This is a genomic window from Microbacterium oleivorans, assembly GCF_001644225.1.
Classification (GTDB): Bacteria; Actinomycetota; Actinomycetes; order Actinomycetales; family Microbacteriaceae; genus Microbacterium; species Microbacterium gawkjiense.
Genome location: NZ_LSTV01000001.1, coordinates 485,440 through 500,112, shown reverse-complemented (window position 1 = coordinate 500,112; position 14,673 = coordinate 485,440). Strand labels below are relative to the sequence as shown.

17 protein-coding genes and 1 tRNA gene are annotated in these 14,673 nt (G+C 72.6%); 12 read left to right on the top strand and 6 right to left on the bottom strand.

Annotated features, from left to right (window positions below):
* Nucleotide 1 precedes the first annotated feature (1 nt).
* On the bottom strand, nucleotides 2–805 hold the full coding sequence (locus AYL44_RS02345; protein ID WP_064001644.1) for a methyltransferase domain-containing protein: 804 nt from the start codon (nucleotides 803–805) through the stop codon (nucleotides 2–4).
* Nucleotides 806–914: 109 nt separating this feature from the next.
* Between AYL44_RS02345 and AYL44_RS02340 the strand changes: the two genes are divergently transcribed.
* The 6 genes from AYL44_RS02340 to AYL44_RS02315 all read left to right on the top strand — a co-directional run bounded on the left by AYL44_RS02340 (nucleotide 915) and on the right by AYL44_RS02315 (nucleotide 6,713).
* A complete protein-coding gene (locus AYL44_RS02340; RefSeq protein WP_064001643.1) occupies nucleotides 915–1,988 on the top strand; it encodes a Glu/Leu/Phe/Val dehydrogenase family protein in 1,074 nt (357 codons plus the stop codon).
* 141 nt (nucleotides 1,989–2,129) lie between these two features.
* Complete coding sequence (locus AYL44_RS02335; RefSeq protein WP_064001642.1) at nucleotides 2,130–2,903, top strand: SDR family NAD(P)-dependent oxidoreductase; 774 nt, start codon at nucleotides 2,130–2,132, stop codon at nucleotides 2,901–2,903.
* Nucleotides 2,903–3,529, top strand: coding sequence for a TetR/AcrR family transcriptional regulator (locus AYL44_RS02330; protein WP_231872703.1), 627 nt, complete (start codon nucleotides 2,903–2,905; stop codon nucleotides 3,527–3,529). The genes AYL44_RS02335 and AYL44_RS02330 overlap by 1 nt, the downstream gene beginning before the upstream one ends.
* Nucleotides 3,519–4,298: a hypothetical protein gene (locus tag AYL44_RS02325; protein ID WP_064001641.1), complete on the top strand. Its 780-nt coding sequence runs from the start codon at nucleotides 3,519–3,521 to the stop codon at nucleotides 4,296–4,298. Before AYL44_RS02330 ends, AYL44_RS02325 begins: the two co-directional genes overlap by 11 nt.
* Nucleotides 4,295–5,560: an aminotransferase class III-fold pyridoxal phosphate-dependent enzyme gene (locus AYL44_RS02320; RefSeq protein WP_064001640.1), complete on the top strand. Its 1,266-nt coding sequence runs from the start codon at nucleotides 4,295–4,297 to the stop codon at nucleotides 5,558–5,560. The genes AYL44_RS02325 and AYL44_RS02320 overlap by 4 nt, the downstream gene beginning before the upstream one ends.
* 1 nt (nucleotide 5,561) lies before the next feature.
* Nucleotides 5,562–6,713, top strand: a complete 1,152-nt coding sequence (locus tag AYL44_RS02315) for an MFS transporter (protein ID WP_064001639.1) — start codon at nucleotides 5,562–5,564, stop codon at nucleotides 6,711–6,713.
* A 7-nt stretch (nucleotides 6,714–6,720) separates the two neighbouring features.
* Here the strand turns inward: AYL44_RS02315 and AYL44_RS02310 are convergent, their stop codons facing one another.
* Nucleotides 6,721–7,362: a TetR/AcrR family transcriptional regulator gene (locus AYL44_RS02310; protein WP_064001638.1), complete on the bottom strand. Its 642-nt coding sequence runs from the start codon at nucleotides 7,360–7,362 to the stop codon at nucleotides 6,721–6,723.
* Nucleotides 7,363–7,409: 47 nt separating this feature from the next.
* Between AYL44_RS02310 and AYL44_RS02305 the strand changes: the two genes are divergently transcribed.
* Genes AYL44_RS02305 through AYL44_RS02295 form a run of 3 tightly spaced genes read left to right on the top strand, consistent with a single transcriptional unit; the run spans nucleotide 7,410 to nucleotide 10,452 of the window.
* Nucleotides 7,410–8,084 carry a class II aldolase/adducin family protein gene (locus tag AYL44_RS02305; protein WP_064001637.1) on the top strand — a complete coding sequence of 225 codons (675 nt, stop codon included), beginning with the start codon at nucleotides 7,410–7,412 and terminating at the stop codon, nucleotides 8,082–8,084.
* Entirely contained in the window at nucleotides 8,081–8,893 is an 813-nt protein-coding gene (locus tag AYL44_RS02300) for a phosphotransferase family protein (RefSeq protein ID WP_064001636.1), read from the top strand. The genes AYL44_RS02305 and AYL44_RS02300 overlap by 4 nt, the downstream gene beginning before the upstream one ends.
* Nucleotides 8,890–10,452, top strand: coding sequence for a glycerol-3-phosphate dehydrogenase/oxidase (locus AYL44_RS02295; RefSeq protein WP_064001635.1), 1,563 nt, complete (start codon nucleotides 8,890–8,892; stop codon nucleotides 10,450–10,452). The genes AYL44_RS02300 and AYL44_RS02295 overlap by 4 nt, the downstream gene beginning before the upstream one ends.
* A gap of 47 nt (nucleotides 10,453–10,499) precedes the next feature.
* On the opposite strand, the gene AYL44_RS02290 is transcribed toward AYL44_RS02295, so the two are convergent.
* From AYL44_RS02290 to galU, 4 genes are all read right to left on the bottom strand, one after another.
* Nucleotides 10,500–10,575, bottom strand: a tRNA-Ala gene (locus tag AYL44_RS02290).
* Nucleotides 10,576–10,629: 54 nt separating this feature from the next.
* Entirely contained in the window at nucleotides 10,630–11,625 is a 996-nt protein-coding gene (locus AYL44_RS02285; RefSeq protein WP_064001634.1) for a hypothetical protein, read from the bottom strand.
* A gap of 72 nt (nucleotides 11,626–11,697) precedes the next feature.
* Nucleotides 11,698–12,318: a GNAT family N-acetyltransferase gene (locus AYL44_RS02280; RefSeq protein WP_082886120.1), complete on the bottom strand. Its 621-nt coding sequence runs from the start codon at nucleotides 12,316–12,318 to the stop codon at nucleotides 11,698–11,700.
* A 22-nt stretch (nucleotides 12,319–12,340) separates the two neighbouring features.
* Nucleotides 12,341–13,219, bottom strand: coding sequence for a UTP--glucose-1-phosphate uridylyltransferase GalU (gene galU, locus AYL44_RS02275; RefSeq protein ID WP_064001632.1), 879 nt, complete (start codon nucleotides 13,217–13,219; stop codon nucleotides 12,341–12,343).
* 78 nt (nucleotides 13,220–13,297) lie between these two features.
* Between galU and AYL44_RS02270 the strand changes: the two genes are divergently transcribed.
* Genes AYL44_RS02270 through mscL form a run of 3 tightly spaced genes read left to right on the top strand, consistent with a single transcriptional unit; the run spans nucleotide 13,298 to nucleotide 14,669 of the window.
* Complete coding sequence (locus tag AYL44_RS02270) at nucleotides 13,298–13,888, top strand: 5-formyltetrahydrofolate cyclo-ligase (protein ID WP_064001631.1); 591 nt, start codon at nucleotides 13,298–13,300, stop codon at nucleotides 13,886–13,888.
* Nucleotides 13,889–13,903: 15 nt separating this feature from the next.
* Nucleotides 13,904–14,176: an FmdB family zinc ribbon protein gene (locus AYL44_RS02265; protein WP_064001630.1), complete on the top strand. Its 273-nt coding sequence runs from the start codon at nucleotides 13,904–13,906 to the stop codon at nucleotides 14,174–14,176.
* Nucleotides 14,177–14,210: 34 nt separating this feature from the next.
* On the top strand, nucleotides 14,211–14,669 hold the full coding sequence (gene mscL / locus AYL44_RS02260; protein WP_064001629.1) for a large conductance mechanosensitive channel protein MscL: 459 nt from the start codon (nucleotides 14,211–14,213) through the stop codon (nucleotides 14,667–14,669).
* Nucleotides 14,670–14,673 lie beyond the last annotated feature (4 nt).

Here is a 14,673-nt window from a genome sequence, read left to right as displayed (position 1 = left end):
GTCAGCCTCTCGCCAGGATCTCGCCGTGGGGCATGAGCAGCCAGCCGTCCTCGGACGCGGCCCACTCGCGCCATCCCGCCGAGATGCGTTCGAGGTCGGCCCGGTCGGCGATGCCCTGTTCGAGCGCGTGGTCGGCGTACGAGGAGTGCAGGGCGCGGTCGGCCCACGACCCTCCCCACCAGGCCCGCTGCTCGTCGGTCTCGAACAGCCAGGTCGACGCGCTCACGGCGACGTCGGCGAACCCGGCCGCGCGCGCCCACGCCTTGAGGCGCCGTCCCGCCGAGGGCTCGCCGCCGTTGGTGCGCCCCATCCGCAGCAGCAGGTCGAGCCAGTCGTCGAGCGCGGGGATGTGGGGGTGGATGATGATGCCCGCATAGTCGACCTCGCGCGCGGCGACGAGCCCGTCCGGCCCCGCGACGCGACGGAACTCGCGCAGGGCGTCGACGGGACGTGCGAGGTGCTGCAGCAGCTGGTGCGTGTGCACGATGTCGAAGGACCCGTCCGCGGCGTCGAGGCGGTAGGCGTCGGCGGTCGCGAAGGTGACGTTCGTGACGCCCTCGGCCGCGGCATGGTCCTGCGCCTGGGCGACGACGTCGGCCGACGCGTCGACGCCGACGACCCGGCCGGGGGCGAGGCGGCGCGCCAGGTCGACGGTGATCGTGCCGGGGCCCGCGCCGACGTCGAGGAGCGAGGCGCCGGGGCGCAGGTGCGGCAGCAGGTACCCGACCGAGTTCTCCGCCGTCCGCCAGGTGTGCGCCCGCAGCACGCTCTCGTGGTGGCCGTGGGAGTACCGCTCGGTCTGCATGGTCGACAGCCTAGGCGTCGAGCGATATGCGAGGCAGAATGATGACGGATGCCGCACATCGGCGGCATCCGCACCGCAGCGCCCACAAGGCCCGCCGAGAAGGAATGCAATGACGCACACCCTGCCCCTGCCCGATCTCACCCACGAACGCGTGGAGGTGATCACGGGTCGGCGCAGCGGACTCGTCGTCACCGTCGCCCTGCACTCCTCGGCGCTCGGCCCCGCCCTCGGCGGCGCCCGCCTGTGGCGCTACCCGCACTGGTCCGATGCGATGGGCGACGCGCTGCGGCTGTCGGCCGCGATGACGCTCAAGAACGCGACCGCGGGGCTGGATGCCGGGGGCGGCAAGTCGGTCATCGCGCTGCGCGAGGGCGACACGCTCGACGCCGATCGTCGACGCGCGGCCTTCCTCGACCTCGGCGACGCCGTCGAGTCGTTCGGCGGCCTGTACCGCACGGCGGAGGACGTGGGCTCGACGACGGAGGACATGCTCGTCGTCAGCGAGCGCACCGCCCACGTCGTGGGGCTGCCCGACTCGGTCGGCGGCTCGGGCGAGCCCGCCGGTCCCACGAGCCGCGGCGTCTACGCCGCCCTCCGTGCGACTCTCGAACGCGTCGCGGGGTCCCCCGACGTGGCCGGCCGCCGCATCACGATCTCGGGCCTCGGCCAGGTCGGCAGCCGGCTCGCCGTGCGTCTGTCGGGCGAGGGCGCGCTCCTCACGGTCACCGACGTGAACCCGGCGAAGATGTCGCTCGCGGCGGAGCTCGGCGCGACGTGGGTCGAGCCCGGCACCGAGCACCTCGTGCCGGCGGACGTGTTCGTCCCGGCCGGTATCGGCGGCGTCCTCGACGACGACGTCATCGACGCGCTCGCGGCGAAGGCCGTCTGCGGACCCGCGAACAACCCGCTCGCCGACCGCTCGGGCGCCGCACGCCTCGCGGACCGCGGCATCCTCTACGCCCCTGACTTCGTCGCGAACGCCGGCGGCGTCATCTACCTCGACGTCGAGGCGCGGACCCCCGGTCACCGCGATGAGATCGCGACCCGCATCGACGGCATCGGCGACACGCTGCGCCGGCTGTTCGACGACGCCGCCGCACGCGGGGTCACCCCGCTCGACGCGGCCGAGGCCTACGCGGCCGAGCGGCTGGCGGCCGGCAGGCGCGAGCCCGCGGCGGTCTGATCGCACGTATCGAGGCGGATGCCGGTGCTCCCGGCATCCGCCTCTTTACGTGGCGTTCGTGCCCGGCCATACTGAGTGACCACCGGACTTGTACATCTGTACAACTTTGGTCCGCCACACGGTCCACACACGGGAGGCCTCATGCCGGGAGCCATCGTCATCACCGGAGCCAGCTCGGGGATCGGCGCCGGATTCGCGCGCCGCTTCGCCGCGCGGGGGTACGACGTCGTTCTCGTCGCGCGACGCACCAACCGCCTCGAGACCCTCGCCGAGGAGCTCCGCGGGCTGCACCGCGTCGAGGCGACCGTTCTGGCCGCCGACCTCGCCGACCCGGCGGCACCGGCCGCGATCGCAGCGGCGCTGGACGAGCGCGGCATCCACCCGGCGGGCCTCGTCAACAGCGCCGGGTTCGGCACGGCATCTCCCTTCGTGGCCGAGGATGCGGCGCGGGTCGCCGCCGAGGTGCAGGTCAACGTCGCGGCGCTCACCCTGCTGACCCGGGCGCTGCTCCCCCACCTGATCGCCGCGCGCGGCGTGCTCGTCAACGTGTCGAGCAACGCCGGCCACCAGCCGCTGCCGGGCCTCGCCGTGTACGCGGCGACGAAGGCGTACGTCACCTCGCTCACCGAGGCGATCTGGCAGGAGACGCGCGGCACCGGCCTCCGCGTGCTGGCCCTGTGCCCGGGGCCCACCGAGACGGAGTTCTTCACGGCGGCGGGCTCCGAGACCTTCAAGGTCGGTGCGACGAAATCCGTCGACGACGTGCTCGACGAGGCGTTCGCCGCCCTCGACGCCGCGAACCCGTCGCCCGTCCGCACCGTCGGCGCGGCGAACCGGGTGCAGGGCTGGGCTGCCCGGGTCTCGCCCCGTCGTCTGCGCCTGTGGGTCGCGGCCCGCGCGGTGGGGAGCGCCTGATGCGCCGGATGCCGCCCGAAGAGCGGCGTGACGAACTCATCGCCGCCGCGATCCGGGTCATCGCCCGGCGCGGCGTCGCGGCGGCGACCACCCGCGCGATCACAGCCGACGCGGGCATGCCGCTCGGTGCGTTCACCTACATCTTCGGCACGCAGGACGAGCTCATGACGGCGGTCATCGACACGGTCATCGAGCAGGAGCGTTTCGCCGCCGAGTCCCGGGCGATCGATCCGACGTCGATGGTCGCGGCGCTCCGCTCGGGTCTCGAGGGCTACATCGACCTGCTCGAGCGCGACCCCGACCACGAGATCGCGCTCCTCGAGCTCGCCCTCGTCGCACGCCGTCGCGACCCCGCCGGCCAGATGCGCGCCCAGTGGGAGACCTACTACCGGGCGGCCGAGCAGGTGCTGGTCTACGCGGCCGAGATCACCGGCAGCCGCTGGACCCAGCCCGTCGCCGACCTCGCCCGCCACCTCGTGGTCGTCGTGGACGGCCTCACGACGACGTGGCTCGCCGACGGGGACTCGGATGCCGCGCGTCGCACGGCCTCGTTCGCTGCGACGGCCCTCGCCGCGGCATCCGCCCCACTCGGGGCACCGACCGAAGGGAGCACCCGTGCTGACTGAGATCGACGACCGCGTCCTCGCCGCGGTCAACCTGCACGCCGTCCTCGGCGCGCTGCCTCGGCTGTCGGAGGTCGCGCCCGAGGCGTCGACGCTGCTCGCGGACCTGCCGCAGCCGGTGATGCTGACGGTGCGGGTGGTGGGGGGCGACACGCTCGGGCTCGTGTTCGCGCGGGACGGCGTCCGCCGCGCCGACGGCGAGGTGCCGGGTGCGGCGAAGGCGACGCTCGTGTTCCGCTCCCCGGGGCGCCTGAACGCCGTCCTCGACGGGCGCGGCTCGCCGCTCCCCCTCGCGGGCCCCGCGGGCCTGCGGTTCCTCACCCGCGTGTTCACTCCGCTCAGCGACCTGCTCGGCCGGTACCTGCGCCCGTCCGACGCCGACCTCGCCGACCCGGCGTTCACCGACGCGCACCGCACGATGCTGCTCGAGGTGGCGGTCGGGGCGATCGCCGTCGTCGCGAACCGCGACCGCTCGGGCCGGTTCAGCGCCGCGCAGATGAGCGACGGCGACCTCGACATCGCCGTCGGCGACGCCCTGCGGCACCGGCTGCGCGTGCGCGATCACACGGTCTCCCGGGTTCCCGTGACGGATGCCGCGCCGCGGGCGGTGTTCCGGTTCGCCGACCTGCAGACCGCCGGCGACGTGCTCGTGGGGCGCGAGAGCGCGCTCGCGTGCGTCGGCGACGGGCGCATCGCGATCCGCGGCTACATCCCCCTCGTCGACAACACGAGCCGCATCCTCGACCGCGTCGGCCACTACCTCGGAAAGTGAGCTCCCCCGTGTACACCTTCGACAAGAGCCTCGCCGCCTTCCGTCGCGCCCAGCGGGTGATCCCCGGCGGCATCCCGGGTCACCTCGGTCCCACCGAGGGGCTCCACCTGCCGAACGAGGGCTTCCCGAAGTTCGCCGTCCGCGCCGAGGGCACCCGGTTCTGGGACCTCGACGGCAACGAGTTCATCGACTGGATGTGCGCGTACGGGCCCAACGTCCTCGGCTACAACGACCCGGACGTGACCGCCGCGGCGCAGGAGCAGGCGAAGAAGGAGGACGTCGTCTCGTTGCCGTCCACCGTGATGATCGACTTCGCCGAGCTGCTGGTCGACCAGGTCGCCAGCGCCGACTGGGCGATGTTCGCCAAGAACGGCGGCGACACGACGACGCTCGCGATCATGACGGCGCGCGCCGCGACGCTGCGGAAGAAGGTCGTGTTCGTGAAGGGCTTCTACCACGGCGTCGCCCCGTGGACGCAGAAGCTCGACTACCCCGGCGTGCTCGAGGAGGACGTCGCGAACAACCTCTACGTGCCCTGGAACGACATCGAGGCGCTGCGGACGTTGCTCGCCGAGAACCGCGGCCAGGTCGCGGCGCTCATCTCGACGCCGTACATGCACGGCAACTTCGTCGACAACCAGCTGCCCGCCGAGGGGTACTGGCAGGCGGTGCGGAGGCTCTGCGACGAGCACGGCGTCGTGCTGATCATCGACGACGTCCGCGCCGGGTTCCGCCTCGACCTCGCCGGCAGCGACCACCACTTCGGGTTCGAGGCCGACCTCATCTGCTTCTGCAAGGCGCTCGCCAACGGGTACAACGTGTCGGCGCTGCTCGGCAAGGACTCGCTCAAAGAAGCGGTGAGCTCGATCACCTACACGGGCAGCTACTGGATGAGCGCCGTCCCCTTCGCCGCGGGCATCGCAACGCAGCAGAAGCTCCGCGAGCTCGACGCCCCGGCGCTGTTCGAGCGGCTCGGGCGACGGCTGACCGACGGTCTCACGGAGGCCGCCGCCGACGCCGGGTTCACACTCGTCGCCTCCGGCGCACCGGCCCTGTTCTACCTGCGCGTGGCCGACCCGGCGGATTCGCTCATGCTGCACCAGGACTGGATCGCCGAGTGCGTGCGGCGCGGGGCCTACCTCACGTCGCACCACAACCACTTCCTCAACGCCGCAGTGACCGAGGCCGACGTCGACCGCACCGTCGAGATCGCCGCCGACGCCTTCGCGGCGCTGCGCACCCGCCACCCCGCGACGGTGTGAGGTGAGCGCGACGATCGCCCCGGCGACCACCGGCGGCGTCCTGACAGTCGCCGGCGTCTACGGCCTGCAGGGACTCGGGTACGCCGTCATCGTGACCGCGCTGCCCGCGTTCCAGGAGCGCACCGGACTGGATGCGACCGGCATCGCCGTGATCCTGCTGGGCGTGTGCGTGACGGCCGCGCTCGGGTCGCTCACCGCCGACGCGATCGCCCGCCGTGCCAGCAGCCGGCACGGGGTCATTGCGGGCCTTTCCCTGCAGGCGGCCGGGCTCGTGGCGACGGCGTTCTCGCCGGGGACCGCCGTGCTCGCGGCATCCGTCCTGCTCTACGGACTCGGGCTGGGCCTCATCGACGCGTCGTCGAACATGCAGGGCGTGCTGGTGCAGCGCGGGCGGGGCACTCCCCTGCTGGGGCGGTTCTTCGCGACGCTGACGGCGGGATCGATCGTCGGCGCGCTCGGGATGGCCGGGATCCTCGCCGCCGGGGCGCCGGCGTTCGCCACGCTCGTGGCCGCCGCGGCCCTGCAGGTCGCGTTCCTCCTCGTGTGCGGCCGGCGGCTCAGCCGCGAGCGCGCCGCGCGCAGCGCACACTGGAGCGGCCCGCGCGGCCCCCGGCTCGACGGGCGCGCGATCACGGTCGTCGGACTCGTGATCCTCGCCGCCTACACCGTCGACTCCGCGGTCAGCTCGTGGAGTTCGGTGCACTTGCTGGCGATCGGCGCCGCCGGCGCGCTCGCCCCCGTCGGTCTCGCCGCATATCAGGGGGGCGTGCTCGCGGCGCGACTGGCGACGGATGCCGTGGTGCGGCGCCTCGGCCGCGGCCGACTGCTCGCGATCGGCTTCGTGCTCGGGGTGACGGGCGCGATCGTGGTGGCAGCGGTGCCGACCCCCGCGGTGGCGATCGGGGCGTTCGCGGTGAGCGGCCTGGCCGTCGGGGCGCTCGTCCCGCTCGCCTTCGGTCTCGCGGGAGGCATCGATCCTGCGCGCAGCGACGAGGTCGTCGCCCGCGTGAACCTGTTCAACTACGCGGGCGCGGTCCTCGGCGCCGTCGGCGTCGGGGTGCTCACCGACGTGACCGGGTCGGGTCTCGCCTTCCTGCTGCCCGCCCTGCTCCTCGTCGCCGCCGTCCCCGCCTGGCGCCGCGCCCCCGCCTGACCCGCGATCAGGCGCCGAGCGACGCGCGCAGGGATCGTTCGAGCTCGGCGAGCAGCAGCGCACGCTCCGCCTCGGAGGCGGCGAACGCCTCGTGCAGGACGGCGTCCGCCGAGGCGAAGGCGACGCGGGCGACGGCCGCGCCGCGCTCGGCGTCGACGCCGTCGAGCACACCGGCCAGGCGCAGGAGGGTGTGGACGCGGTCCGCCATCGCGCGCTTGTGGCGGCGTCGCGCGGCATCCGCCTCGGCCGAGATCGCGACGGTCCCGAGCGAGCGAGCCGATCCCTCATCGAGGTAGACGTCGGCGACGGCGCGCAGGACGCGTCCGACCGGGTCCTCGGTGCGCGGATCGGTGCGCATGCGCTCGATCGCCTCGTCGAGCAGCCGCTCGAGGCGCTCGTGGTACCGCGCGACGATGGCGCCGAGGATCGCCGCACGGTCGGGCAGGTACTGGTAGAGCGCCCCGACGCTGACCCCCGCCTCGGCCGCGACGCGCGGCAGCGTGATGACGTCGACCCCCTCGGTCAGGACGAGGGCCTCGGCCGCCGCGATCGCCTGCGTCACCTTCTGCCTCGAGCGCTGCTGCGTGGGCGTGCGGCGCAGCGCGAGTGTCGCCCAGTCCTGGGCGTCGGCGGCGTCAGCGGTGTCCATGAGAATCAAACTTGACTTTGGTTAGTGGTGGCGGCAACGTTAGCAGCATGACGACGACGTCGCACCATCACGATCTCCGCGCGTCCGTGGCCGCGGCATCCCGCACCCTCGCCGAGCACGGCCTCCTCATCGGAACCGCCGGCAACGTCAGTGCGCGCCGCGGCGACGTCGTCGCCGTGACGGCGACCGGCGCGGTCCTGGCGGACGCGACCGTCGACGACGTCACCGTGGTCGACCTGAGCGGCGCGGTGGTCGAGGGATTCCTCGCGCCGACCTCCGAGCTCGCCCTGCACCTCGGCGTGCTGCGCGCAGCGCCCCCGGACCGTGTCGCCGCGGTCGTGCACACCCACGCCCCGAAGGCGACCGCGCTTTCGCTCGTTCTCGACGAGCTGCCCGTCGTGCACTACCAGCAGCTCACCCTAGGCGGTGCCCTGCGCGTCGCGCCGTTCCACGCGTTCGGCACACCCGAGCTCGCTGCGGCCGTCGGTGCCGCCCTCGACGGCCGCCTGGCCGCGCTGATGGCGAACCACGGCGCCGTCGCGCTCGGCCCCGACCTCGCCGGCGCGATCGAGAACGCCCTGCTCCTCGAATGGCTCGCCGACCTCTACCTGCGCGCGGCCGTCGTCGGCGTGCCGCGTCCGCTCGACGACGCTCAGCAGCAGGCGGTCATCGCCCATGCGACACGGCTCGGCTACGGCACGACGAAGCGGGTGTCGGCGTGAGCGGCGTCGGCGAACTCGTCGCGCACGGCCGCTCGGCCGACGTCCACGCGCTGACCGCGGACACCGTGCTGAAGGTCTACCGCGACGACTGGCCGGGCGAGGCGATCGATCGCGAGGTCGAGGACGCGACCGCCGCGTTCGACCTCGGGCTGACCCCGATCCGCTGTCACGGCAGGACGGATGCCGGTGGCCGCCGCGCCGTCGCGTTCGACCGCATCGAGGGGGTCGCGCTCACGACGGTCGCCGAGAAGAACCCGCTGCGGATGCGGCGGGTCGCCCGGTCGCTCGCCCGGGAGCACGCCCGCATCCACCGTGTCGCGACCGATCGCTTCCCCGACGTCCGCGACGTCGCGGCGGACCTCGTCGGCACGGCTCCCTTCGGCGCCCTCACCGCGCGCGAGCGGAGCGCCCTGCTCGACCACCTCGCCTCGCTCCCCGGGGGCGACAGCGTGCTGCACCTCGACTTCCACCCCATGAACGTCTTCCGCCACGGTGGCGGCATCGCGACGATCGACTGGCAGTCGACGGCGTGCGGCGACCCCGCGGCCGACGTCGCGATGACGCGGCTCCTGTTCACCGAGGCCGAGCTCTTCCCCGGCGCCTCGCGTGCGCAGCTGCTCGTCTACGGGGCGGCGCGGGGGGCGATGGGGCGCATGTACCTCTCGGAGTACCTGTCCGTCACGGGGATGACCACGGCGCGGCTCGACCGCTGGGCGACGGCGGCGCGGGTGCTGCGCCTCGGGATGCTCGACATCCCCAGCGAACGGGAACGGCTGCTGAGCGGCATCCGCTCGGTGATCGCGCGATGACGACCACGGTCCGGCGGTCGCTCCCGGGGCCGGGCGAGACGGTGGACGTCCTCATCGTCGGGGGCGGGATCACCGGCGCGGCGATCGCGTACGAGGCGGCGAGCCGCGGCCTCTCGGTCGCGCTCGTCGAGAGGGGCGACTTCGGTGCGGCGACGTCCGCCGCGACCGGCAAGCTCATCCACGGGGGTCTGCGCTACCTCAAGAACCTCGAGGTGGGACTCGTCCGCGAATCGCTCGCCGAGCGTCGCACCCTCTCGCGGATCGCGCCGGGACTCGTCTCCCCCATCGCGATGGTGCTCCCCGATCCGGGGCTCCTCGAGCACGTCGGCCTGACGGCGTACGACGTGCTGTCGTTCGACCGCAACCGCGTCGCCGAGAGCCACCGCATCCCCCGTCACCGCACTCTCGACCGCGGCGAGCTGCGTCGACGCGGGCTCGGGCACCTCGAGAGCGGCATCCTCTTCCACGACGCGATGATGCTCTCCCCCGAGCGGCTGACGTTCGCCTTCGTCCGTTCCGCCGTCGCGCACGGCGCGCAGGTCGCGAACCACGTGCGCGCCGACGGCCTCATCGCCGGCGCGGGCCGCGTGCGCGGCGCCCGGGTCACCGACCTCGTGACGGGCGCCGAGCACGAGATCCGGGCGCGGATCACGGTGAACGCGAGCGGACCGTGGGCTCACGACGTGCTCGCGGCCGAGGGGCTGCTGCAGGATGCCGCGGGGCCGCGGCCCGCGGTGCGCTCCGAGGGCATCTACCTGCTCACGGAGCCGATCACCGAGACGATGGTGCTGACGGTCTCCTCGGCCGGCCACTTCAGCTTCGCCCCGTGGCGCGGCCGCACGCTCATCGGCCCCACCGAGACGCCGTACACGGGTGAGGTGTCGCAGTGGCGGCTGACCCGCGAATCGATCGAGCGGTTCCTGCGCGACATCAACGCCGCGGGCCGGCTGCCCGTCGAGCTCTCGTTCTCGGACGTCGTGGCCGCCTACGGCGGTCTGCGCCCGCTCACCGAGACGAGCGGCACCGACACCTACCGCGCGTCCCGTGCATCGGAGCTCGTCGACCACGCGCGGGACGGCGTGCCCGGCATCGTCACCGCGACGGGCGGCAAGTACACGACCGCGCGGGCGTTCGCCGAGAAGACCGTGCCGGCGCTGGCGCGCGCGATCGGCCGGACCGCTGCGCCGAGCCGCACCGCCGACGTCCCGCTGGACGGCACCGATCTCATCGACACCGGGACGACCGACCTGATCGACCGGCTGTACGGATCGGATGCCGGTGCCCTCCGTGCCATCGCTGCCGAGTCGGCCCTGCTGTCGCAGCCCGCGACCGACGACGGCGAACTGCTCGCGGGGGTCGCATTCGCGGCGCGCCACGAGGCCGTGGAGCACCTGACCGACATCCTGCTCAACCGCACCGGAATCGGCCGCCGCGGCGACCCGGGAGAGGACGTCCTGACGGCGGCCGCGGACGTCGCCGGTGCAGAGCTCGACTGGACGCCCGACCGGCGCGCCGCCGAGCTGGACGCCGCGCGCACAGCCGTCCGCCTGCCGGACTGAAGACGCCAGAGACAGCGAAAGACCCCCGCGAGCGGGGGTCTTTCCGGTGGTGGACCTGAGGGGATTCGAACCCCTGACCTCTTCATTGCGAACGAAGCGCGCTACCAACTGCGCCACAGGCCCGGAAGCCTCAACATTACCACGACCGAACGGGCCGCTCGAACGCGAGGCGGGGTCTCACTGCCCCGATGCGCGGCGTGCGAGCAGCTCCCGCACGTGCGCCTCGATGCGGTCGTCGTCGGCCGGTCCGGCGAAGGCGACCTCGGCCGCACGGGTGCGACGGGCGGTGTCGATCGACGGCGGCGCGGCCTGCGCGGCACGCTCGCGCATCGCCTCTTCGACGGCCGCCTGACGCAGCGCCTCGCGCGCCTCGGACGCGTCGAGCACCGCCGCGGCGCGGGAGCCCGCCGAGGCGGTGAGCGGTCGCGGAAGGGTGCGCGGCGTCCACTCCGCGCGGTCGGACTCGAGTGCGACGTCCTGCACGGCGCCCGGGGCACGCACGACCTCGGCGGGGAGGACGCGGGATGCCGCGCGTCGCGCGACGGTGTCCATGCGTGCGAGCACGAGCAGGCTCGACGCGGCGACGACGGCTCCGACCGCGAGCAGGGTCCACCCGGCGCCGATCGCGCCGAGGTAACCCCCGACACCGGCCGCGACGACGGCGAGGACACCGACGATGGTCGCGGTCAGCCGCACGCGACGACGTGCGCGCGCACGCCGCGCCGCCGGCAGCGCTCGGGCCGCGGCGGCCTCCGCGATGGCACGCTCGCGGGCGATGGCGGCATCCGCTCGGGCTTTCTCGCGTGCCGCCTCGGCGTCGGCGATCGCACGACGACGGTCGGCCTTCGCGAGCTCGCGGTCGAGCGCGGCCTGCGCCTTCGCGGCAGCCAGTTCGGCGCGTGCGGCCTCCAGGCCGACGCTCTCCTGCTCGGCCTGCACACGACGCGCGAGGCGCTGCTGTGCGAGCGCGGTGCGCGCGTTGAGCTCGAGGCGCACCTCGCCGGGGGTCTCGCTCGTCTCGGCGAGGACGCGGAGAGCCTGGTTCAGACGCACGGCGTTCCGTTCGGCAGCCTGGTACTGGTACCGGCTGTGCCACGAGGGCAAGAGGTACAACAGCCACAAGAGGACGGCAACGAGGACGATCACCCCGCCACCCATCACCTGCTCACCCATGCCGCTCACCGTATGTCGCCGGAGCGGTACGGCCCGGCATCCGCTGGGCGTGTCTGAACTTCTGGTTGAGGGTTAACGGTCCGACGGAGGGATGGATGCCGCATCCTGCGGCGCGCGCCCCGCCAACCACCGGTTGAGGACGCCCTCCCGGACCTCTTCGCGCACGAGCGCGAACGCGTAGTGGTCGCGCCACTCGCCGTCGATGTGGATGTAGCGCCGCCGCAGCCCCTCGTAGCGGAAGCCGAGCTTCTGCACGACGCGCAGGCTCTTGGCGTTCTCGGGGCGGATGCAGATCTCCATCCGGTGCAGACGCAGGTCCTCGAAGCAGACGTCCGTCGCGAGCGCGACCGAGGTCGGCGTGATGCCCTTGCCGGCGAAGCGCTCACTCACCCAGTACCCGATCGTCGCCGACGACAGCGACCCGCGGGCGATCCCCCACACGTTCAGCTGCCCGGCGATCTCGCCGTCGTACTCCATGACGAAGGGCACACCGGTTCCGTCGCGGTACTGCTGCAGCAACCGGCGCACCCCGCTGCGCATGTCGAGCGAGATCGGACCGTCCGGGCTCGTGGCCTCCCACTGCCTGAGCCACGACCGGTTCTGCACCAGTTCGGTCTGCAGGGTCTTCGCGTCACGCGGGCGCACGAGCCGGATCGAGATCGGACCGTGCGCGCGCACGACCGGCCCGTCCATGCCCATCAGTGACGCGTCGGGTTCACAGACCCGATGCGAAGTCCTTGATCCACGGCCGGAGCTCGGCGCCCAGGTCCTCACGGTCGACCGCGAGCTGCACGATCGCCTTGATGTAGTCGGCGCGGTCGCCCGTGTCGTAGCGGCGACCGCGGAAGACGACGCCGAGGACGCCGTCGGTCGAGGCGAGCTCCTCGAGCGCGTCGGTCAGCTGGATCTCGCCGCCCTTGCCGGGCTCGGTGCGCTCGAGCACATCGAAGACGCCGGGCGTCAGGACGTAGCGGCCGATGATGGCGTAGTTGGAGGGGGCGTCCTCCTTCTTCGGCTTCTCGACGAGGCCGGTGACCTTGACCACGTCCTCCTCGTCGGTCGCCTCGACGGCGGCGGCACCGTACATGTGGATCTGGTCGGGCGAGACCTCCATGAGCGCGATGACGGTCAGGCCGGTCTTCTTGTTCTGCTCGAGCATCTTCTCGAGCAGCACGTCGCGCGCGTCGATCAGGTCGTCGCCGAGCAGCACCGCGAACGTGCTGTCGCCCACGTGCGAACGGGCACGCAGCACCGCGTGACCGAGACCCTTCGGCTCGCCCTGACGGACGAAGTGGATGTCGGCCATGTCCGACGAGTCCTGCACCCGCTTGAGCTTCTCGTGGTCGCCCTTCTTCGAGAGGTTGGACTCGAGCTCGGGGACGGAATCGAAGTGGTTGGAGATGTTGTTCTTGTTGCGCCCCAGGATGATGAGCACGTCGTCGATGCCGGCCGAGACGGCTTCCTCGACGACGTACTGGATCGCGGGCTTGTCGACGACCGGCAGCATCTCCTTCGGCATGGCTTTCGTGGCGGGCAGGAATCGCGTACCCAGACCCGCGGCAGGGATGACGGCTTTGATGCGCTCGGCAGACATGACCCTCACCCTACAGATCAGTCGGGACCGTGATGTGACACGACGGGGACGGCGGGCGTGTCCCTTTACAATCGGACCATGACCGGCCCCGTGGACAGCGAGAAGCGCGCGCTGCGCGCCGAGCTCCGCGAACGCCGTCAGCAGCGCTCGGCCGGCGCCCTCGAAGAGGCCGCCGCCGGCATCCGGACCCAGCTCGACGCGCTCGTCGCCGACCACGGCGTCCGATCCATGTCCTGCTTCCTCTCGACGACGACCGAGCCCGGGACGCGCGAGTTCATCGCCGCTGCGGTGGCGCGCGGCATCCGGGTCCTGCTGCCGGTGACCCGTGCCGACGGCCTGCTCGACTGGGCGGTCGCCGAGCACGAGGGCGATATCGCCGAGGGCATGTTCGGTCTGCCCGAACCCGTGGGCGAACTGCTCAGCCCCGTCGCCGTGAACGACGTCGACCTGCTCGTGATCCCCGCGGCCGCCGTCGACCGCAGCGGGATGCGGCTGGGCTGGGGTCGTGGCTACTTCGACAAGACGATCGGCTCGATGGAGAAGTGCCCGCCCGTCTACGCCGTCATCTTCGACTCCGAGCTGGTCGACGAGGTCCCGCGCGAACTGCACGACCAGCCCGTCTCGGGGGTCGTCACCCCCACCCGCACCGTCCGCCTTCCCCTTCGCTGAGTCACCCGAGGTCCCATGCCCACCTACGCCTATGCCTGCACCGCGTGCGGCCACCGTTTCGACGCCGTCCAGTCGTTCTCCGACGCCGCTCTCACCGAGTGCCCCGAGTGCGGCGGTGTCGTCCGCAAGCAGTACGGCTCGATCGGCGTGACCTTCAACGGCTCGGGCTTCTACCGCACCGACTCGCGCAGCACCAGCTCCGCCGCATCCTCTGGCGAGAGCTCGGGTTCTTCGACATCATCGAAGAAATCCGAAGCGTCCGCTTCGCCCGCCCCCGCGGGTTCGTAGCCCCGGCTCCGTGCCGGCGGAGGAAGGAGGAGCCGTGATCCAGGGCTTCAAAGACTTCATTATGCGCGGCAACGTCATCGACCTGGCGGTCGCCGTGGTCATCGGCGGTGCGTTCACCGCCATCGTGACGGCCATCGTCGACAGCGTCATCACGCCGCTCATCGCACTGTTCTACAAGCCGGCGGAGAACGGCGACGTCGGGCCGACGTTCACGGGTCTGCACGGGGACGAGGTCACCTTCCCCCTGGGCAACCTCCTCACCGCGATCATCAGCTTCTTCGCCGTCGCGCTCGTCGTCTACCTCGTGTTCGTCGTCCCGATGAACAAGTGGAAGGAGCGTCAGGCCGCCAAGGCCGGCGTCGTCGAGGAGGAGGCGAAGCTCCCCACCGAGGCCGAGCTGCTCGTCCAGATCCGCGACCTGCTCGAGAAGCAGGGCAGCGCGCCCGGACCGGCCACGCGCCGGTCGGCCGAACCGCCGTCGCCGTCGATCTGACGCG